At 46.8% G+C, this 20,139-nt stretch carries 21 protein-coding genes; 15 read left to right on the top strand and 6 right to left on the bottom strand.

The genetic code is table 11. The annotated features are described in order from the left end of the window. Positions 1-36 precede the first annotated feature (36 nt). The 3 genes from ACYVI9_RS01840 (at position 37) to galE (ending at position 3,156) form a co-directional block, all read left to right on the top strand. Complete coding sequence (locus tag ACYVI9_RS01840) at positions 37-684, top strand: DUF47 domain-containing protein (RefSeq protein WP_460759861.1); 648 nt, start codon at positions 37-39, stop codon at positions 682-684. Between the two features lie 74 nt (positions 685-758). Continuing rightward, the gene (locus ACYVI9_RS01835; protein ID WP_460759858.1) at positions 759-1,964 is read left to right on the top strand and encodes an inorganic phosphate transporter; all 1,206 of its coding nucleotides are present in this window, start codon (positions 759-761) and stop codon (positions 1,962-1,964) included. A 154-nt stretch (positions 1,965-2,118) separates the two neighbouring features. After that, on the top strand, positions 2,119-3,156 hold the full coding sequence (gene galE / locus ACYVI9_RS01830) for a UDP-glucose 4-epimerase GalE (protein WP_460759856.1): 1,038 nt from the start codon (positions 2,119-2,121) through the stop codon (positions 3,154-3,156). Between the two features lie 78 nt (positions 3,157-3,234). Here the strand turns inward: galE and ACYVI9_RS01825 are convergent, their stop codons facing one another. Beyond that, complete coding sequence (locus tag ACYVI9_RS01825) at positions 3,235-3,912, bottom strand: DUF4290 domain-containing protein (RefSeq protein WP_460759853.1); 678 nt, start codon at positions 3,910-3,912, stop codon at positions 3,235-3,237. 142 nt (positions 3,913-4,054) lie between these two features. Here ACYVI9_RS01825 and ACYVI9_RS01820 point away from each other — a divergent pair, with 142 nt between their 5' ends. The 4 genes from ACYVI9_RS01820 (at position 4,055) to ACYVI9_RS01805 (ending at position 7,839) form a co-directional block, all read left to right on the top strand. Continuing rightward, positions 4,055-5,137: a glycosyltransferase gene (locus tag ACYVI9_RS01820; protein ID WP_460759851.1), complete on the top strand. Its 1,083-nt coding sequence runs from the start codon at positions 4,055-4,057 to the stop codon at positions 5,135-5,137. Positions 5,138-5,277: 140 nt separating this feature from the next. Continuing rightward, positions 5,278-5,625, top strand: coding sequence for a gliding motility protein GldC (gldC, locus tag ACYVI9_RS01815; protein WP_460759849.1), 348 nt, complete (start codon positions 5,278-5,280; stop codon positions 5,623-5,625). A 27-nt stretch (positions 5,626-5,652) separates the two neighbouring features. Further along, the gene (locus tag ACYVI9_RS01810; protein WP_460759847.1) at positions 5,653-6,369 is read left to right on the top strand and encodes an RluA family pseudouridine synthase; all 717 of its coding nucleotides are present in this window, start codon (positions 5,653-5,655) and stop codon (positions 6,367-6,369) included. 228 nt (positions 6,370-6,597) lie between these two features. After that, on the top strand, positions 6,598-7,839 hold the full coding sequence (locus ACYVI9_RS01805) for a glycosyltransferase family 4 protein (protein ID WP_460759844.1): 1,242 nt from the start codon (positions 6,598-6,600) through the stop codon (positions 7,837-7,839). Positions 7,840-7,844: 5 nt separating this feature from the next. Here ACYVI9_RS01805 and ACYVI9_RS01800 read toward each other — a convergent pair whose 3' ends face one another. From ACYVI9_RS01800 to ACYVI9_RS01785, 4 genes are all read right to left on the bottom strand, one after another. Continuing rightward, on the bottom strand, positions 7,845-8,492 hold the full coding sequence (locus ACYVI9_RS01800) for a glycosyltransferase (protein ID WP_460759842.1): 648 nt from the start codon (positions 8,490-8,492) through the stop codon (positions 7,845-7,847). After that, positions 8,489-9,646, bottom strand: a complete 1,158-nt coding sequence (locus ACYVI9_RS01795) for a glycosyltransferase family 2 protein (RefSeq protein WP_460759839.1) — start codon at positions 9,644-9,646, stop codon at positions 8,489-8,491. Before ACYVI9_RS01795 ends, ACYVI9_RS01800 begins: the two co-directional genes overlap by 4 nt. 24 nt (positions 9,647-9,670) lie before the next feature. Continuing rightward, complete coding sequence (locus ACYVI9_RS01790; RefSeq protein WP_460759837.1) at positions 9,671-10,690, bottom strand: glycosyltransferase family 4 protein; 1,020 nt, start codon at positions 10,688-10,690, stop codon at positions 9,671-9,673. Between the two features lie 481 nt (positions 10,691-11,171). Then, positions 11,172-12,077 carry a glycosyltransferase family 2 protein gene (locus ACYVI9_RS01785; RefSeq protein WP_460759834.1) on the bottom strand — a complete coding sequence of 302 codons (906 nt, stop codon included), beginning with the start codon at positions 12,075-12,077 and terminating at the stop codon, positions 11,172-11,174. A gap of 149 nt (positions 12,078-12,226) precedes the next feature. Here ACYVI9_RS01785 and ACYVI9_RS01780 point away from each other — a divergent pair, with 149 nt between their 5' ends. The 6 genes from ACYVI9_RS01780 (at position 12,227) to ACYVI9_RS01755 (ending at position 16,972) form a co-directional block, all read left to right on the top strand. Further along, the gene (locus ACYVI9_RS01780) at positions 12,227-12,865 is read left to right on the top strand and encodes an LON peptidase substrate-binding domain-containing protein (protein WP_460759832.1); all 639 of its coding nucleotides are present in this window, start codon (positions 12,227-12,229) and stop codon (positions 12,863-12,865) included. Between the two features lie 83 nt (positions 12,866-12,948). Continuing rightward, positions 12,949-13,677 carry a type III pantothenate kinase gene (locus ACYVI9_RS01775; RefSeq protein ID WP_460759829.1) on the top strand — a complete coding sequence of 243 codons (729 nt, stop codon included), beginning with the start codon at positions 12,949-12,951 and terminating at the stop codon, positions 13,675-13,677. Then, complete coding sequence (locus ACYVI9_RS01770) at positions 13,649-15,076, top strand: hypothetical protein (RefSeq protein ID WP_460759828.1); 1,428 nt, start codon at positions 13,649-13,651, stop codon at positions 15,074-15,076. Before ACYVI9_RS01775 ends, ACYVI9_RS01770 begins: the two co-directional genes overlap by 29 nt. Positions 15,077-15,111: 35 nt before the next feature. Beyond that, complete coding sequence (lptC, locus tag ACYVI9_RS01765) at positions 15,112-15,666, top strand: LPS export ABC transporter periplasmic protein LptC (RefSeq protein WP_460759826.1); 555 nt, start codon at positions 15,112-15,114, stop codon at positions 15,664-15,666. Between the two features lie 48 nt (positions 15,667-15,714). Continuing rightward, a complete protein-coding gene (locus ACYVI9_RS01760) occupies positions 15,715-16,539 on the top strand; it encodes an SDR family oxidoreductase (RefSeq protein WP_460759823.1) in 825 nt (274 codons plus the stop codon). Between the two features lie 154 nt (positions 16,540-16,693). Next, on the top strand, positions 16,694-16,972 hold the full coding sequence (locus ACYVI9_RS01755; protein WP_460759820.1) for a hypothetical protein: 279 nt from the start codon (positions 16,694-16,696) through the stop codon (positions 16,970-16,972). A 45-nt stretch (positions 16,973-17,017) separates the two neighbouring features. Here the strand turns inward: ACYVI9_RS01755 and lptB are convergent, their stop codons facing one another. Continuing rightward, a complete protein-coding gene (gene lptB, locus ACYVI9_RS01750; RefSeq protein ID WP_460759818.1) occupies positions 17,018-17,806 on the bottom strand; it encodes an LPS export ABC transporter ATP-binding protein in 789 nt (262 codons plus the stop codon). Between the two features lie 170 nt (positions 17,807-17,976). On the opposite strand from lptB, the gene rlmD reads away from it, so the two are divergent. Both rlmD and ACYVI9_RS01740 read left to right on the top strand, forming a co-directional pair. Next, the gene (gene rlmD, locus ACYVI9_RS01745; protein WP_460759815.1) at positions 17,977-19,398 is read left to right on the top strand and encodes a 23S rRNA (uracil(1939)-C(5))-methyltransferase RlmD; all 1,422 of its coding nucleotides are present in this window, start codon (positions 17,977-17,979) and stop codon (positions 19,396-19,398) included. 60 nt (positions 19,399-19,458) lie between these two features. Then, the gene (locus tag ACYVI9_RS01740; protein WP_460759813.1) at positions 19,459-20,100 is read left to right on the top strand and encodes a rhomboid family intramembrane serine protease; all 642 of its coding nucleotides are present in this window, start codon (positions 19,459-19,461) and stop codon (positions 20,098-20,100) included. The last annotated feature ends 39 nt before the right edge of the window (positions 20,101-20,139 follow it).

Below are 20,139 nucleotides of genomic sequence, written 5' to 3'. Positions count from 1 at the left end.
AGCCGATATTTTTGCCACTACTTTAAAATCAATACTATGGGTCTCAATTCATTTTTGAAGATTTTTACACCCGCCAGCACGGTTTTTTATGAGTTGTTTGAGGAAATAGCTGCCAATGTTGCCCGTTCTGGTACAATTTTAAAGCAGATGGTCTACGAGCCCGACTACGATAAAAGAACCGCACTGGTGCAGGATATCGTTGACGTGGAACATGATAATGATGACCTGACCCATAAAGTATTTACAGAGTTAGGCCGCAATTTTATCACGCCTTTTGACCGCGAAGACATCCATTCACTCGCTACGGCACTGGATGATATTGTTGATTTTACGCATTCCGCTACCAAAAAGATTAATTTTTATAAAGTCAATCCCAACGAGACGGGCATTCAGAAAATGGCCGACCTGATCGAAGTGGGTACCCAGCAGGTGAAGGCTGCAGTTGCAGAATTGCGCAACATGAAGAATATTCGCAATATTACCGAAGCCCTGGTGAAAATAAACAGCATAGAAAACCAGGGAGACGATGTTTTTGATATGAGCATCGAGAAATTATTTAATAGCGATGTAGATGCCAAAGAACTGATTAAGAGAAGGGATATCTACCAGGTGATGGAGCTGATCACAGATAAATGTGAAGATGCAGGTAATGTCATTGAGTCGATCATTATTAAATATGCGTAAGCAGTGGCAGATAGCATTAGCCATGTAGCTGTTCCACACCCTCTGGCCGCTTAAAGAATCAGCAGTTTAAAAATATGTTTACTTACCTTGTAATAATTATATCACTCGCACTGATATTTGATTATATCAACGGATTTCATGATGCGGCCAACTCTATAGCAACGGTAGTATCTACCAAGGTACTAACCCCTTTTCAGGCGGTTTTATGGGCGGCATTATTCAATTTTGTCGCTTATTTTATTTTCCGCGACCATGGGGTGGCCAATACGATCGCCAAAACTGTTAAAGAACAGTACATCGATCTGAACGTTATTTTTTCCGGCCTGGTGGCGGCCATTATCTGGAACCTGTTTACCTGGTGGCGGGGTATTCCGTCTTCATCCTCGCATACCCTGATCGGCGGATTTGCCGGTGCCGCCATTGCGCATTCCCAAACCCTGGCTTCCGTTAACTCCGCCGTGGTGCTGAAGATTGCTTCTTTTATATTTTTAGCTCCGCTGATCGGTTTGATCATGGCCTTCCTGATGTCGATCTGGTTCATCAATTCATTTAGGAAAAGCTGGGGAATTAAACTGTTTTCGATCTCGCTTATTCTGGTGGTATTCCTGTTCTGGTATTTTAGTTTTGAGACAGATCCGGCACTATTACAAACCCATTACCAATCTTATTTCTGGCAGGTCCTGATGGACTCCAAAAATTTTAAGTTTTTCCTTTTTGGCATGATCGTCATCATCATGGCTGTATTCTCTTTATTTCTCAGCACCCTCAACGCACATCGTGCCAATATATGGTTCAAGCGTTTGCAACTCCTGTCTTCGGCTGTTTTCAGCATCGGACATGGTGGCAACGATGCCCAGAAGGTGATGGGAATTATAATGGCAGCCCTGGTGGCTTATGACCCGAGCAGCTATTCTCTGGAACATATGGTTGGCTGGATCCCGCTGGCCTGTTATTCCGCTATTGCCCTGGGAACCATGAGCGGTGGATGGAAAATCGTGAAAACCATGGGAACCAAAATTACCAAAGTGACGCCTTTCGAAGGGGTGGCTGCGGAAACTGCGGGTGCGATGACCTTATTTATAACCGAAGAGCTTAAAATACCGGTGAGCACCACCCATACCATTACCGGAGCCATAATGGGTGTAGGTGCCACCAAACGGCTTTCTGCCGTCCGTTGGGGTGTGACCATTAACCTGCTCTGGGCCTGGATACTTACCATTCCCATTAGTGCGGTCTTTGCCAGCATTGTGTATTTCATAGTCCGGGCAATCGTTTCTTAATTCCAGATAGCTATTTTAAGGAAAATCCTGCAACTTTGCGTTCCCGGCAGGGGCTGATCCTGACAGGTTTGGCTGAAGATACAGCTGCGATGATGACTCATCGGCGTAATGATGGCCTGCCTGCGGACATATAATATTAAAAGGAATAACAATTATGGCAAAGATTTTAGTTACGGGCGGTTGCGGATATATCGGATCCCATACCCTGGTGGATTTGATTCAAAATGGTTTTGAAGTCATTTCAATTGACAATAACAGCCGTTCCAATCCGGATATACTGAAAGGTGTGGAAACGATTACCGGAAAAACCGTAAAGAATTATAAGGTAGACCTTTGTAGTTATGATGACACCCATGCCGTATTTCAGGAGAATCCGGATATTACGGGAATCATCCATTTCGCTGCTTATAAGGCAGTGGGCGAATCAGTCGAGAAGCCCCTGGAATACTTTGACAATAACCTGAATTCCCTGATTAATGTCCTGAAATGTACCGAGACCTTTAACGTTCATAATTTTGTATTTTCCTCTTCCTGTACGGTCTATGGCAATCCTGATGCCATTCCGGTAACTGAACAGACGCCCACCAAACCCGCTGAGAGCCCTTATGGTGCTACCAAACAGATGGGAGAGCAGATCCTGCGTGATTTTGCCAAGGTCAATCCGGCTGTCAATATTATTTCGCTGCGGTATTTTAATCCGGTAGGCGCCCATCCATCTATCGAGATCGGTGAGTTGCCGATTGGCAAACCACAGAATCTGTTTCCGGCGATTACCCAAACGGCAATCGGCAAACTACCCAAAATGATTGTCTACGGCGCGGATTATGATACCCGGGACGGTAGCTGTCTGCGGGACTTTATTCATGTCAGTGATATTGCGCATGCCCATACCCTGGCAGTGCAGTTTCTTGAGTCCGGCAAAAACAACGGAAATTATGAGGTTTTTAATCTGGGTACCGGGAACGGTGTAACCGTATTGGAAGCGATTCAGGCCTTTGAGCGCGTAAGCAGTCGTTCTTTGAATTACGAAATCGGGCCGCGTCGCGCAGGCGACGTGATTGCCATTTATGCCAATAATGACTACGCCGTTAACCGGCTGGGCTGGGAAATCCGTTATGGATTGGATGATATGATGAGCTCAGCATGGTCCTGGGAAGAAAAGCTGGCTGCTGCCGGCAAGGCCGAGGCCTGAAGCGAGCGGATGCTGACTCCCGAAAAATAAAAAACCGGTAACAAACTGTTACCGGCTACCTTTCTCTTAATTCTTTGTTTAGAATCTTTTCTTTTTGTAACCACCACTGTTACCGTTACTGTTCCGGCGGTTGCCATTACCATTGCCGTTTCCATTGCGCTGTTGTTGAAACTTATTGCGCTTACCGTAATTTTTACTGGGGGCCTCAGGTTGCATGCGATAGGCTTTAACATGCGGGGTATTGGTAAATTCCAACTGACCGTTCGTGATGCTGGTCAATTCACTCTGGATGGCATCGTCATGCACAACTTCTTTATGCCAGTTATTATAGGCCAGTTTCATGTAATAGGCAATCACATTGGCGAAAGCCTGTTTTTTCTCCGGATCCTGTTCTTCCAATGCCTTGTTAATGACGTCTTCCAGATTCTTGCCCAGATGCGAAAAACGGGAAGAGCGTTTGGGGTAAGGCAGGGGTTGGGGCTTCGCCTTATAGGTTTCCTTGGTAGGAATCGGGTAAGGAGAATCTACCACCAATGTGAAGTCTGATATAAGAAACAGGTGGTCCCAGAGTTTATGTCTGAAATCTTCGACGTTCTTCAAATGTGGATTCAGAAAACCCATTAATTCAATAACGGCTTCTGCATTATTCTGTCTTCTTTCCGGATCTTCAATGGAAAGGATATGTTCCACCATCTTCTGCACATGCCTGCCATACTCACGCATAGCCAGGTGGTTTCTAGTAGTATTATATTCCATAAAATTTTTTGGGGTATTGCAAACGATATGAGCGGTTAAGTGTTACTTTGAGGCGTATACCTTTGCAGATGTGGTACAAAGATAATTGAATTGATAAAAAAAATGTGTTTTCCCGGCACCCGGGATAAAAAAAAATGCTGAAGTGACTGGCGTTTCGAAGACAAAACCGGAAAAATTAGCGGATCCTTCTGAACAGGTGGTTTTCCTGGATGCTACCGGCCTGGACGATAGCGCTGCGAAAGCAGCCCTGGCCGAAGCGGTGCTTTTGGATCTGGCCTTCCATTTTCCCCTGCGGCGTTTTCTGACGACCGGTGCCGGCAAAGCGGTTGATTTACCAGCCAATATTCAAACTGTATATTTCAGTAAAATTGACCAATTATTTAGAAAAAGGGCATTTAGAAGGCTGATTAAGCAGAATTCTGTCAAAAATTGGATCAGTTTTGATCAGCCGGTGCGCCGCGAACCGCTGCAACGTCAAATCCTTTTTATTACAGCACCTGGTTCCGCTCGTCAGCGGGTGGACCCGGTACCTAATCTTCGTGTAATCTGTCTGAATGCAGCGCTCAAAACCCTGTTTATAAAGGCCAATCCTCAGCTGGAAGGAGCAACGGAACTTGTGGAATGGCTGGTACCTGAAGTCAGCGGGCATCAGAATTTTAACATTAGTTTGTTTAAAGACCAATTTAATGAGGGCAGAGAATATTTTATTTATACGGATTTTGACGCAGGAACCGGGTCCATTATGACGCTGTTGCGGGCTTTCAGCATTTTTAAGCGGATGCAGCAGAGCAACTGGAAGCTGGTACTGGTCTTGAGGAATCAGCATCCCGAAACAGCCCTGCAAATCACCGAAAAGCTCCTGACCTATAAATACCGGCAGGACGTACAAATAACGGACGCTTCAGCGTTGGGGGATAAGCTTAGGGCTGCTTACGGGCTGGTCAGCCAAATCGGACGGAAACAATCACCCCTGGAAGCCCTGGAAGCGCTTCAGGCGGGCATTCCCGTCGTTATGGGACCACATCCTGCTGCCCGCGAGTTGCTGTCGGATGCCCTGTGCTTTGCTGAGGACGACCAGCCTGAAGCAATGGCCCGGGCACTTATGGATCTGTATAAGTCGGAATCCCTGCGCAGCCGTTATATCAGGGCCGGCAGTGCGCTGGAACCGGAGATCCGGCGCCGGGAATCCTTTGAGAAAATCAGGACAATATTTAGTGGAGGCTGAAAGAACCGGTTCAGGAAAAAGGAATACGCTACTTTTGCTGGTCCCGACAGTTACCGGCATTGGCCGGTCCTGCGGATCCGGAGCAGTAGACCTGAATATCCGGTATTATAATCCGAAAAATAAAAAATAAAAAAATAGCAATGAAATCAACCATCAGCATTGATGTGCATATGGATGAAGGCCGGGTACCGGACAGTATCAGCTGGGCCGCCACGGAAAGTACAGCGGATGCGGCGCAGAAAGCCAAAGCAATGATGTTATCTTTTTGGGATGGCGAAGATAAAGCCGCCCTGCGGATAGACCTTTGGACCAAGGACATGATGATGGATGAAATGGCTGATTTTTTCTATCAGACCCTGATGACCATGGCTGATACCTACGGGCGTGCCACCAAATATCAGGATCAGGTAGCAGATATGAAAGCTTTTGCGCAGGAATTTCATAAAAAATTCCAGGCCAAGCAATTAGAAGAAAATAAAGCGGGATAACCCGGCGGAAGTTTAATGATTCCTGGCATGAAGCTGAAAGATATCCTGATTTATGAAGACGGCAATCTGATTGCCCTAAACAAACCTTCGGGCATGCTCAGCGTTCCTGACCGGGCGGGTAAGGAACAAAGCCTCAAAGAGCTCCTGCAGGAATATTATCCGGAAATCTTTACCGTACACAGGCTGGACCGGGACACCAGCGGGTTGATCATTTTTGCCAAAAACGCGTCCGCCCACCGACATTTTTCCCTGCAGTTCGAACAGCGTAAGACCGGAAAATGGTACCTGGGACTGCTGCTGGGAACCCCGGCAGCCACCGAGGGCCATATCGATGCACCCATCGCAGAGAATATGACCAAAAGAGGCAGCATGCTGGTCCATAAAAGAGGAAAGCCGGCGCTAACCGATTACCGGATTCTGGAACAGTTGGGTCCCTACAGCTGGGCGGAGTTCCGGATTCATACTGGGAGAACCCATCAGATCCGGGTACATGCCCGGCACCTGGGCCATCCGCTGGCCGTGGATCCCTTATACGGTGACGGGAAAGTACTATTGTTATCATCGATCAAAAGGAAGTTCAAACTGAGCAAAGGGCTGGAACAGGAAAGGCCCCTGCTCAATCGTCTCGCCCTGCATGCCCACCGACTGCAAATAACCGACGCGTCCGATCGTTTGATGGTACTGGAAGCGCCGCTTCAAAAAGATATGAAAGTGGCATTGGAACAATTGAAAAAATGGCTATAGCCCATCCCCGTCTTCCGACGGGCGTACATTCCATCCTCGGTGAAAGAACAGGCATAAATTTTGCGTCCTGCAAGCATTGGCTGAAAAGGCCGGACAGCAGACAGCAAATCAATCCTCAGGAAAGTTTTGTTGCGCTACCGATTATTTATCCGTCTGACCGGAAAGCCCGGTGGTGACAGCTATCGGGAGTAATGGGCGTCCAATTGATCATTTAAAATCAGGAACGGTTTGACTAAAATAGCAATCGTATGTCAGCGATATGGTATAGAAGTAAATGGCGGTGCAGAATATCACGCCAGGGTACTTGCAGAACAACTAGCCCGGCGCTATGATGTACAGATCCTGACCACGACAGCGCTCGATTACCATGGCTGGGCGAATCATTATGATGCCGGCGACGATCAGGTAAATGGTATTCCGGTCAAAAGGTTTCGGACCTTTATCCAATCCCGCAAAAAGACGCGGAAAGCCAGGCGGGCCCTGCAACAGAAAAAAAAGTATTTCAAACTATTGCGTTTTCTGGGACTCTTTGATTTTTGTGTTCGGCATTTTCAAATCACCAGGGTACAACCCCGGGATATCGAAAACTGGGTATCCGGTCAGGGTCCTTATTGTCCGGATCTGATACATTATATCAAAAAGGAAACGGACCAATATGACGTCTTTATATTTTTTACCTACCTGTATTACCCGACGGTGGTAGGCATGTCACTGGTTAAGGAGAAGGCCATTTTCATCCCTACTGCCCATGACGAACCGCCCTTGTATACCAAACCATACGAGAAACTATTCAGTGAGCCGAAGTTTATTATGTACAATACACGGTCGGAAAAGAATCTGATAGAAACCCATTTTATGGACCCCACTCCCCATAATGATATTGCCGGCGTAGGTATTGTTAACGCCCTGCCTGCGGATTCGGAGAAGCAACCTGAGGATTTTGGCATACATACGGATTATTTTATTTATGTGGGTCGGATCGATGCGCATAAGGGCTGCGGCGAACTGGTGAAATTTTTCGAACGGTATGCCAGGGGTAAAAATCTGCAGCTGGTCCTGGTAGGTAAGGATTTCATGGGAGTGAAGACCAATGATAAGATTTTAAAAACAGGGTTTATTGAAGAAGCGGACAAAATCATGCTGATCCGCAGGAGCCGTGCTGTCATCATGCCATCGAAATATGAAAGCCTCTCCATGGTGACACTGGAAGCCATGCTCGAGGGAAAACTGGTAGTTGTCAACGGTAATTGTGAAGTACTGACCCATCATATCAAGGACAGCCAGTCTGGATTTTATTACCGAAATTATCCGGAATTTCAGACAGTGTTGGACGAAGTACTCGGGCTCGATGAAGCCCGGCTGGAACTGATGTCGCAACGCGCCATAAATTATGTTAAAACCTATTATAACTGGGAACAGATTCTGGAAAAGTTTGACAGGGCGATTGCCTGGGTAGGTCAGACATCCTAAGCGCATTACATATTTTCATAGCGTTTGTTCTGCTGCATCTGGCGATCAATTGTTTTCTCGTGGATCAGACAGAGATCAAAGTTTTCAGAAGGCAGGTATTGCAGTCTTGTGAAGTTTACCAGTTTCTCATGGACCCGGTTTTCCCAATGGATCCCTTTTCGTGTGCGAAAAATTCGCATTTGGTAATCCGGATAGTTGATATAGTTCTGTTCATTTAGCTTCCAGTTCCATTGCTGCAATTGCGTGTCGTTGATTCCTTTTACGGTATTGATACGAGCCACGCAAAAGCAATCGGCCCGACTGTACCGGGCCAGCAGGCCACGCAATGATGCTAGTAAATGTTCCTGCGGCAGCTCATCTGCATCGATTTGAAATATATAATCACCGGTGGCTTCCCGGATTAAATTATTCTTAAAGCGACTGAAATCATTTTCGAGCTTTTTTTCGATAACTGCAGTAATATGTGGTTTGTATTGCAATAACAATTCCTGAACCTGCCGATCGGGCAGCGTAGTATCCCGGAGCACCAGGATTTCATCTCCTTTTCTGATATAAGGGATCAACCGGTTCAGCAAATTTTCCAGTTCTGTAACTTCATTACAGACCGTCAGGCAAAAAGAAATCCTGATTTTTTTGAAGAAATGGAAGATCATTTTCTGATGATTAAGTTCCGCTCGTAAGTTTTTATTTGGTTGATACGGATGCGCAGATCGCCAATTTTCCGTGTCTTGGACCAAAATAGGTACTTTTTGAACCGGAACCAAGAACTGTTTAATATTTTTTGGATCTGTGTGGACAGGTTTTCGAAAATACGAAGGTTTGCAGTGTTGAAGCGGGCACCGTCAAAATAAATCAGTATATCCTCAGCGGGGAGCCAGCTGGCAGGTAGAAATTTTTTGCGCAGATCAATATCAGTGGCCGGCTGAACGGTAGTAATATACGCTTCGATATCAGCGTCGGTATAGATGCGGTCCACCAGTGGCTCCAGGGCCTGCAGGAGCTGGAACTCGGGATTTTTGAGTATCAGGCCATAGTTTCTTTTTTCCCGGACGGCAGCATGGGGCCCAAAACCCCATTTTCTATAAAAATTACGTCGCGATTGCATTTCGATTCGGGTCGTCCTTTCGGAAAATTCCGGAGAGAACCGGGATGTTTTGCTTACAAAATGATAGGCCAGTGCATTACAGGACTGATAAGCGGTCAGTCCCAGCAGTTCCAGCCGGTACAACAGATCATTGTCTTCGCAAAACATGGGATTAAATATGGGGTCGAGTCCCCCGATCCTGATCAGTGCCTTTCTCGCGGTACAGAGGAAAAAAAAGGGGTCAGCACTAACGAAACGTTGTTCCTGTGGTAGCTGAGCTGCATATTCAAGGAATGCCGTCCGGTTGAAATCTTCAAGTCCCGAACCGAAATCCTGTACCAGTTTCCAGGCATGCTGGTCTCCGGCAAAAACAGGCGGTTCCACAACTCTGTAGAAGACCAGATCCCCACCGCCTGTATCTGCTAAAAGGCCTTCGGCAAATCCGGGGGCCAGTACCATATCATTATGCAAAAAGGCTACATATTTTTTGGTCGCCAGTTCAATACATTTATTATAAGTATCGGAAAGGGTTTTTGGTCTTGCTTCGTAATAATATTTCAGATGGGGATCATCCAGGCCATCGAGCCATTCATGGGTGCCGTCATTACTGCCATAACTGACAAAAACAATCTCTATCTCAGGATAAAGTTCTCTTGTCGTTGTATAAAAATACCGGCTATATGAAAGATTGTTTTTTAATCCAACCAGTAGCGAAATTTCCATGAAGTGTAAGTTAATGCCGGACTGCTACATTTTTCCGTATAACTCACAGTATTTTTTTGCAGCGATGTCCCAGCGGAACCGGCCTGCCTGTTTTTTTAAATGGTTTCTCTTTTCCTGTGTAATTTCCTGATTCAGAAAATTTTCGGCGGCCATATTGATATTCTCTGTATCGGTGTCGTTATAATAAAGTGCATGTGGTCCACCCACTTCCGGCAGCGAAGTTGCCTTGGAAAGGATTACCGGTGTTCCAAACTGCATGGCTTCAACTACCGGCAGTCCGAATCCTTCTGCCAGCGAAGGAAAACAAAAAGCAGCGCAATGCTGGTAGAGCCAGAATTTCTCACAATCACTTACTGGTCCGATTAACTTGACCCGCTCTGAAACCCCCAGTCTGGCTGCTTCTTCAATGATCTGATTGCGGTAACTCTGGCTCTGGGTTACCCCGGCGATAACCAGATGGTAATCATTATTCAGCAGCATAGCAGGAAGGACGTGAAAATTTTTCTTATCTGTTATGGTGCCAATGGAAAAGAAAAAAGGATGATCATTGAGTTCCTGTGGACGCTGTAGCCGTGAAGACTTTGGCATATTGGTGCCGTTATAAATCACTGAAATTTTTTCCGGTTCGATATTCAGATATTCCAGAATCTGATTCCGGACGAAATTGGAAATGGTGACGATATGATCCGAGCGATGGATCAACTCCTGAATTTTTTTCAGGTATTTGGTTTCCTTTTTTCTGGATTTGCTTTCATGAAGAAAGTTTAAGTCGTGGATGGTCGTCAGTATCTTCAGACCATGACGGCGGGCCGGCAGGTAATTGGTTCCCTGAAAAGTACAATGCCACAGATCGTATTTGCTGTGATTGCGGGGCCATACTTTATGCAGGGAATTCTGAATTATATAATCTTGTCGTGAGCCAAAAACATTTTGTTTCTGCTCCGGAACATAGAATGAAATCCGGCTATCTTCAGGCTGTTGCCTGAGCAGCGCATCTCCGAGTTCCTTGCAGAAATGATAAAGTCCCGTATGGGGATATTTCATCCTTTCGCAATCAAAAATTATTTTTCGACTCACGTTAATGGTTTAGACTTTAAAGAATATTTTGAATCAAAGTTGATCATAATAATCTGATGCTCCTGTAAGGAGGTTATTGGTTTACCGGTCTCCTGTTTAGTTATTGAACTATCTATCAAAACTTTAGTTGGTCCGTTTTCAAAAGGTGAAATTGCTTTTGATTATAGACGCAGCCGTTCGCTTAACTGCAACTCTTTTGCCATAAATTCTACAGCGGGTCCGGGCAGGGAATACCTGCGAACGGAAACGGCATCTGAACTCCGGGAGAAACTAATCCTTTGAATATCTGTATTTTAAAGTGATGGCCACACCAAGTACACTTGTTGCAGGCCTTTGAAAATCAATGGTTTAAAAATTTTGGGAATAAGGCTAACTGCGCCTGAATTGCCAAATTTGTCGTAAAAAGTACAAGTAAACAGCTTCCAATAACGGTTTCTCAGCAATAAATTTAACGTTTCTCTCTCAGACTGCGGGATTTAAATATGGCATGTATTTGTTTTACGACTGACTTCAGCTGGAGGGCCCAGTTCAGCCGGGTCGTGGATAAAGGGCCTGAAAATGCTGAACCACGGCGTAAAAAACGGCGGGTAAAAGTACCACTGGTCATTCCCCATTTGAGAATGAATAGATAGTAACCATTGTTTTTAATCACCCTTTTTACCGAAAGGGATCCGAAATGATAGACCCGACTTTTTGAAAGGCCTTTGAAGTGACGGATACCTGCCTGCCAGAGTTTCATGGAAAAGTCAGGATCCGAGTACATGCCAGGAGAAAATTCGATGCTATAGCCGCCTACAAGATCCCAATAGTCCCGGTGTACAACATTGGGAGGCCAGGTGGCACCACTCCAGTCCTGATGGGGCAATCGGTCGAATTCCTCCAGGAGCTTTGCTTCCCTAAAATCAGCATGGCCGCTACCGTAGTCGCCCCGGATGCTACAGCTACTCTGCGGCACGCGTTCAATAGCGGAGCCGGAAATAAAAAATGCTTTATGCCCCAGGGCTTTTATTTCATCAAAGAGGTGTTGATCCCAGCGGGGACACACATACATGTCATCATTCAGGTAGAGTATATACTCCGTAGTGGCAAGTCTGCTGCAGGTATTGAGGGCGTAACATACACCGATATTATCTTCGGAATAAGTATACAGAAGGTCCTTTTGCGTCTCCACCCATTCCAGACTGCCGTCGCCGCCTTCATTGATATGCACAATGACCTGATGCCGGTGACTGGAATTTTTCCTGATGCTTTCAATACAGAGTTTCAGATAAGTCAGGTTGTTCCAGCTGGGAATCAGTATGGAAAATAACGGTGCATCCGCTTCGAATTGATTTGAATGTGGTGATGTTTGCAATACTGATAAAATTCCTGGTTGGTCAATTTTAGCCGGCAGAGATCAACAAAATAGCCTGGTGGCAATCGCAAACTGTTAACACTGCCTGAAATTTCTGGTGATTTACTTAACCGTTCAAAACTATCATATTTGTAGCTAAATTTGAAAATATGACGAATTTTATTCCCATATTTCCGTTGCAACTGGTCGTATATCCCGGGGAGGACCTGAACCTCCATATCTTTGAGCCCCGTTATAAACAGATGATAAACGAATGTTTTGAGCAGCACAGGCCTTTCGGTATCCCTGTAGTAATGGAAAATCAGATCCAGGATTTTGGTTCCCTGATACATATAACGGCAATTGCGCAGACTTATACCAATGGCGAAATGGATATAAAAACCCGTGCGGAAAAAATGTTCCGGATTTTGGAACTGATCGGCGAAATTCCGGATAAATTATATTCAGGCGCAATTGTCAACTATCCGGAAAACCGGCTGGCCGGAAATTCCAGGATCATGGAAATGCTGATTGAAAGAATGCGGCAATTACATGAAAGCCTCGGTGTGAAGAAAGATTTTCATAAACCCGATGCGGCGCTGAACGCTTATGATATCGCCCATCATTCAGGTCTCAGTCTGCAACAGGAATATGAACTGTTACAACTTACAGATGAACGGCAGCGACAGGAGTATCTCAAACGGCATTTCGAAGCGAAACTACCGGATCTGGAAACAGTAAAGAAACTGAAGGAAAAAATACAAATGAACGGACATTTTAAAAATATCAGCGGATTCGAAGTGCGGTAGCCGGGGTCCGCCGGCCCCCCTTTTTTGCAAGCGGCAAAAGGGGAGTGCTTCATCCCTTAAATTTTGAATCAACATCATCAGCTATGTCAGTAACGCTTTGTTTTGATTTTGGGAATACCCGAAAAAAAGTGGCTGTCTTTGACAATGGAACGATCTCCAAAGTTCTGCGTATGGAAGACGATAATCAGGCTACTATTGAATCGCTGATGCGTACTTACCAGCCACAGTATTCCATACTTTCCTCTGTGATCAATCATCATCCGGATGTGGAAGTCATCCTGAAACGTAATACCCGGTTTCACCTGCTCAGTTCGGCATCGAAGCTGCCGATTACCACACCAGTAGGTAAACCCGAAACCATTGGAGCTGACCGGCTGGCTATTGCGGCGGGCGGTGTTCATATTTTTCCGGGAAAGAATCTCTTACTGATCGGACTGGGCACCTGCGTCACCCTGAATTTTGTCAATAAATACGGTGAATTGCTGGGCGGAACCATTTCACCCGGCCTGGAGATGCGGCTGAAATCCTTGCAATACTATACCGCCAAATTACCGGTAGTGTCCGCCCGTGCGGATGTGCCGTTGATGGGCTATGATACCGATACCAATATCCAGTCCGGCGTCGTGTTGGGTATGGCTTATGAGCTGGATGGCTTCATTGCAGCCTATAAAGAACGATTTGACAACTTTAACGTGGTCTTAACCGGCGGTGACATACAACATTTGGCATCTCACCTCAAAAACAGGATATTTGCCGACCCTGAGTTAATATTTAAAGGCCTTTATGCGATTAGTGAAGTTAACAACACTTAAAAGGATCAGACTATCTGCTTTTATATGCCGCACGCCGGCTGCACTACTATTATTGATTCAATTAGCTGTTTCCGCACAGGATAATTCTCCCTATTCCCGTTATGGCCTGGGGGACAAAATACCGAATGCCAATGTGGCCAATCGCGGTATGGGTGGTGTTACTGCGGCCTATAACAGTGGATTTAATATCAATTATTCCAACCCGGCTTCCTATGCCTATTTTCAGTCCCTGCAACAGCCGAATTCAAAAAAGCTGAACTCCGGAAGGGCGGTGCTCAATATTGGCGCCGAAGGGCAGGGTCGTACGCTTACGGATCCCAGCCGGCAGACCAGTTTTACATCTACCAATCTGTTGTTCAGTCATGTCATGCTGGGCGTCCCCATCCGCAAAAACTGGGGTATCGCACTCGGACTTCGACCCATGACTTCGATTAATTATAAAATTTCTTCGGGGGGTATGCTGACCGATCCCAATTCCGGACAGGCGATCGATTCAGTACAGACACTTTTTGAAGGCCAGGGGGGCACCTATATTGGTTCTCTGGGTACCGGGGTTAAATTCAAGACCGGTGCCAAACAATACATGAGTCTGGGTATTAATGGCGGCTATATGTTTGGTTCGAGGGACTATAACAGCCGCCGAACTTTCGTTAATGATTCCACGGCCTATGCCGCCGGTCATTACAGAAACCGGACGGCTATTAACGGTCTGTACTTTGATGCGGGCCTCCAATATCATATCCAGGCCAGCGACAAGATTGTGATCGGTCTGGGTGCCTATGGAAACTGGAAGCAAAAGCTCAATACCCATGCGGAATCCGTTGCCGAAACTTATACCTATAATTCCGAAACAGGATATATTCCCGTGGATACCGCTTTTTCCAGCAGCAGCGAGAAAAGCAGCCTGATCTATCCTTCCAGCATAACGGGAGGATTCCTGATCGAGAAAGTGGGCGGTGGTGTCAACAATGAAGCCGGTTGGTCCATTGGTGCTGATTTCACCCGTGGCAACTGGGACGAATTCCGGTTCAACGGGATGGCAGATACTGCCGTAAAAAGCAACTGGCAACTACGTGTTGGTGCGGAGTTCAGTCCGGCCGCTAAAAAGAGTTATTTGTCCAGAGCCATGTACCGGATCGGTTTCTTTACCGGACCGGATTATATCTATACCCGTCAGCAAACCTTACCTGTCTTTGGCGTTAGTGGAGGTATCGGATTGCCATTGGCCAACTACAGTCCCATAGCCCCCAATCAGGCCACGATGATCAATCTCAGTTTTGAGTACATTAAGAGAGGCAATAATGATAATGTGCTCAAGGAAAATTTATACCGGCTGAGTGTGGGCTTCTCGCTGACCGATCTGTGGTTTGGGGGCAAAACCAAATACTACGATAAGTAGTATATTTACCCATTCAATCTCAAAAAATACTCAATTTGCGCAGCAGGATCCTCCAGCTTGTGGTGTTGTTAATGGTACTCGGTTGTGAGAACAGCGAGACAGAAATCAATGCCCTTAACAGGAAGCAGGTGCAAAAGGACGAGGCGATAAAAATTGAAGGTTTTCTGTCTCAGGGAGGCAAGGTAAAAGCCCGGCTGACGGCTGCATTAATGGTTCGCGTAACCGCAGATACCCCCTATGTTGAGTTCCCCAAAAAATTACATGTAGATTTTTACGACAGCACCAAACTGGTCACTACCCGTATGGATAGTAAGTACGGTAAATACTATGAAACCCTGAACCAGATTTATCTCAGAGACAGCGTGAAAGTCGTGACGACCAAAGGAGACACTTTGTATTGTGAAGATCTCTGGTGGGATCAGGAAAAGGAATTATTTTTTACCGATCGACCGACGCTGTATCAATCGGCGACCGGGCAGCGGATTCCCGGTAAATATGGTCTGGAGGCGCCGCAGGATTTTTCGAGTGTGAAATTTAAGAAGGTACAGGAGGGAATGCTACAAACCGGCGATGACGATCTGCCGCAGTAAAATCTCTGCTGCTACTGTCCTATCAGCATACAATTAAAAATTACGGTTATGTCCTTGCATCAGAAAACGGCTTTTATTACCGGTGCCAGCCGGGGTATCGGCAAAGCTATTGCGCTGCGTCTGGCCCGTGAAGGCATGAATATCGTTATTGCCGCAAAATCAGTAACGGAAAACGAAAAACTGGGTGGCACTATTTATACCGCCGCTGCTGAAGTGGAGGCCGCCGGAGGCCAGGCCCTGCCACTGGCATGTGATGTACGAGAGGAAAGCCAGATTGTGGCGGCTGTGGAACAGACAGTGGCAAGATTCAAGGGGATTGATATGGTAATTAATAATGCCTCGGCGATTGCGCTGACGGATACCGCCCAGACGAAAACCAACCGCTTTGACCTGATGCACTCAATTAATGTGCGGGGCAGCTTTCTCGTCACAAGACATTGTCTGCCCTACCTGCATCAATCTGATCATGCCCATATCCTCACGCTGTCGCCACCCATTAATCTTTCCCCCCGCTGGCTGGGTCCTCATATCGCTTATACGATGACAAAGTACAATATGAGCATGATGGCCATGGGCTGGGCGGAAGAGTTCAGGAAAATCCCTATTGCTTCCAATAGCCTCTGGCCCCGGACTACGATCGATACGGCTGCCGTAAGAAATCTGCTGGGCGGTGCTGCCCTGGCGGCCAGAAGCCGCAAGCCGGAAATCATGGCCGATGCCGCCTACCAGCTGTTGAAACAGCAACCTGCTCAAGCCACCGGTCGCTGCTGGATAGATGAGGAACTATTGCATGCAGCCGGTATTACGGATTTAAGTCCATATGCCGTGGATCCTACGGCCGAACTTTTTACAGATTTGTTCCTGGAATCCTGAATTGCAGGGGAATCTCCACAGTAAGAACGGTAAAAGATTGTAAATCATTGAATTGTATATTCAATGTTCTTTCAGGCCCTGTTTTTGTACTAGACAAGGCAGCTCGCTATAGCCGGGAGATAACCCCGTCAGCAGGCCCTTAAAAATTATGTATATGGACAATAGGGAAAAACTTGAAGCCATGGACAAGATACTCCGGGAATTGGAAGACCTGAAAAACTCCGGTACCGCCGTACTGAAAAAGGTTGCTCAGGTCGAAGCCGAGAACATTAATCTGGGGATAGGATTGTTGGACCAGCGGTTGCCTGATATTCATGATTTTATCGATAAATCCGTTGATGCCACCGATGCATTAATTACTGATTTCACAGAAGAACGGGACAAGTTTGTGCGGGACAATAAACTGGATCAGGAAGAAGCGCCTGGCGAATAAGCCTGGTCAGGTCTGATCTGTCCAACTGCATAGATCGCGGTGAAACTACTCTTCCGCAGCTTTCGCCTGCTCCTGACGCACCGCTTCATCGTACAGGTAATCTTTACGTTTGAGCTCAAAATTACGACCTAAATATAATTTGCGAACCTGTTCGTTGGCGGCCAGTTCTTCCGCCGTGCCTTTCTCAAAAATCTTACCATCGATCAGCAAATAAGCCCGGTCGCAGATGGAGAGGGTTTCATTGACGTTGTGGTCGGTGATCAGAATGCCGATGTTTTTATATTTCAGCCGGGCTACGATGCTTTGGATATCTTCCACCGCAATGGGATCAATACCTGCAAAAGGTTCGTCGAGCAGTATAAATTTAGGATCGACTGCCAGCGCCCTGGCGATTTCGGTTCTGCGGCGTTCACCCCCGCTGAGTACATCGCCATTACTTTTACGCACATGTCCCAGCCTGAATTCTGAAATCAGGGATTCCAGTTTTTCTTTCTGGGCTTCCCTGGAAAGCCGGGTCATTTCCAATACGGCACTGATATTATCTTCCACGCTCAGCTTCCGGAATACCGAAGCTTCCTGAGGCAGGTACCCGATACCCATCTGGGCTCTTTTGTACATCGGAAGTTTGGTAATATTCTCGTCATTGAGGAATACATCCCCCTCGTCCGGTTTGATCAGGCCGACTACCTGGTAGAATGAGGTCGTCTTGCCTGCGCCGTTGGGGCCCAGTAATCCCACGATTTCTCCCTGAAAGACTTCAAAGCTTACATGGTCAACCACCGTACGCTGGCCATAACGCTTTACCAGATCCTTGGTTCGTATTGTCATGTGCATGATTGGCAAAAATAGTGAAAGCAGCGCTGAATAAGTCAGCCCCGACGCCGATTCGGTGTTAAAGATTTCTGGTGCTCCGGCAGCAGGAAATTTGTGCATCCGTCCGGCAATCGTAAATTTGCAGGTTTTACAGTCGAATACTATCCAGGAACTTAAAATTTTGTCTCGTTTTGGCCAGAAAGAAAAAGCAAATTACGCTTGAAAACGTATTGATTGAAGATTATGCCGCCGAAGGCCGCTGCCTGGCCCGGGTGGATGGCAAAGTCATTTTTGTGGAACAGGTCGTTCCCGGTGATCTGGTAGACCTGCGACTGACCAAGAATAAAAAGGACTGGGCCGAAGGCTGGCCAACCCGTTTTCATCAGTATTCGGATAAAAGGGTGGCACCGTTTTGTGATCATTTTGGAACCTGTGGCGGATGCCAATGGCAGCAACTACCTTATGAACTGCAACTGCAGTACAAACAAAAACAGGTGGGAGACCAGCTCCGGCGTATCGGTAAACTGGAGCTGCCAGAGATCCGTCCGATCATCGGTGCTGCGGCGATTACGCGTTACCGCAATAAGATCGAATACACTTTCGGAACGGAGGCTTTTCTAAGCAAGGCAGCCTTTGAGCAGCAGAAACAATCGGCAGATCCGGTGTCAAAGCCGGCAGGTTTTGCCGGGTTTCATGCACGCGGATTCTGGGATAAAGTTGTAGATATTGACACCTGCCACTTACAGGCAGAACCCACCAATGCACTACGGCTGGCGGTAAAGGATTTTGCCCTGCAACAAGGCTGGCCTTTTTATGATCTCAGGGGACAGCACGGTTTTTTACGGACCATGCAGGTCCGGTTGTGTGAAACCGGTGAATGGATGGCCAATATTGTGGTAGGAACGGCTGATCAGGACAAGATCAACCGTTTGATGGCGTTTGTGCTGCAACAGTTTCCGGAAATTACTTCACTGCTTTATACCATTAATACCAAAAGAAATGACAGCCTGCACGATCTCGAGCCGGTCACTTATTTTGGGAAAGGCCATGTCATGGAGCAGCTGGAAAATTTCCGATTCAAGATTGGCCCCAAGTCTTTTTTTCAGACGAATACCCGCCAGGGAACGGCCCTGTATCAGGTCACCCGGGAATTTGCCGAACTTACAGGTCGGGAAACCCTGTACGATCTTTATTGTGGAACAGGCAGTATCGGTATCTTCTGCAGCGCTCAGGCGGGAAAAATCATCGGAGTAGAAGTCATTGAAGCTGCCATCGCAGATGCCCGGGAAAATGCGGCTATCAACGGATTGGACCAGGCCGAATTTTACGCCGGCGATGTCATTAAAATCTGTGATGATCAGTTTTTTGAAGGCCATGGCCGGCCTGATGTGATTATTACTGACCCGCCGCGGGCGGGTATGCACGAAAAACTGGTACAGAAAATCAATGAGATGGCGGCACCTACCGTGGTATACGTCAGTTGCAATCCGGCCACCCAGGCCCGGGATCTGGAGCTCCTGGATGAAAAATACGCCATTACCCGAATCCAGCCGGTGGATATGTTTCCCCATACCCTGCATATTGAAAATGTGGTACAGCTGAAACTCCGGTAACACCCCTTCTGCCGGCCGAAAACTGTCTCAGGATTCAAACCCGATAGCTATCTTTGCCGCATGAGTGGTTATAATTACAGACCGGCAGAAAAATTCCCTCCCGTAGTTAAGAATCTGATCATCATCAATGTACTTGTCTGGCTGGCCCAAATCCTGTTTGATCCCAGGTATAATCTGACGGCCCGCATTGGTCTTTGGCCCGTGGGAACGCCTTATTTCCGACCCTGGCAAATCGTTACCCATATGTTTGCCCATGCCCCGTCCGGCTCATTGATGTTTTTTCATATTCTATTTAATATGTTCACCTTATGGATGTTTGGGCGGATCCTGGAGAATGTCTGGGGCTCCAAACGTTTCCTGATTTTTTATATGATCTGTGGCCTGGGTGCAGCAGCCGCCCATCTGGCCATGCAATACCTGCTCGGTGATGATACTTTGGCGATCGGGGCCTCCGGTGCCGTATTTGGTGTACTGGTCGCTTTCGCCCTTACTTTCCCCAATACGGAACTCTACCTGATGTTTATTCCGGTGCCGGTCAAGGCCAAATGGGCAATTCTGGGTCTGATTGCGCTGGATCTTTTCGGCGGCGTGTCGAGGTACAGTGGCGATAATGTTGCCCACTATGCGCATTTGGGCGGTGCACTGACCGGGTTTATTTTGTTAAAAATATGGAACAAAAACAATCGGAAAACGTTATATTGAGACTGGATCAAAGGCGTTGATAACCGACTGTTCCCGGTG

This window comes from Niabella terrae, assembly GCF_054783135.1.
The sequence above is the reverse complement of the archived record's forward strand: the minus strand, read 5'-3'. Positions and strand labels throughout refer to the sequence as shown.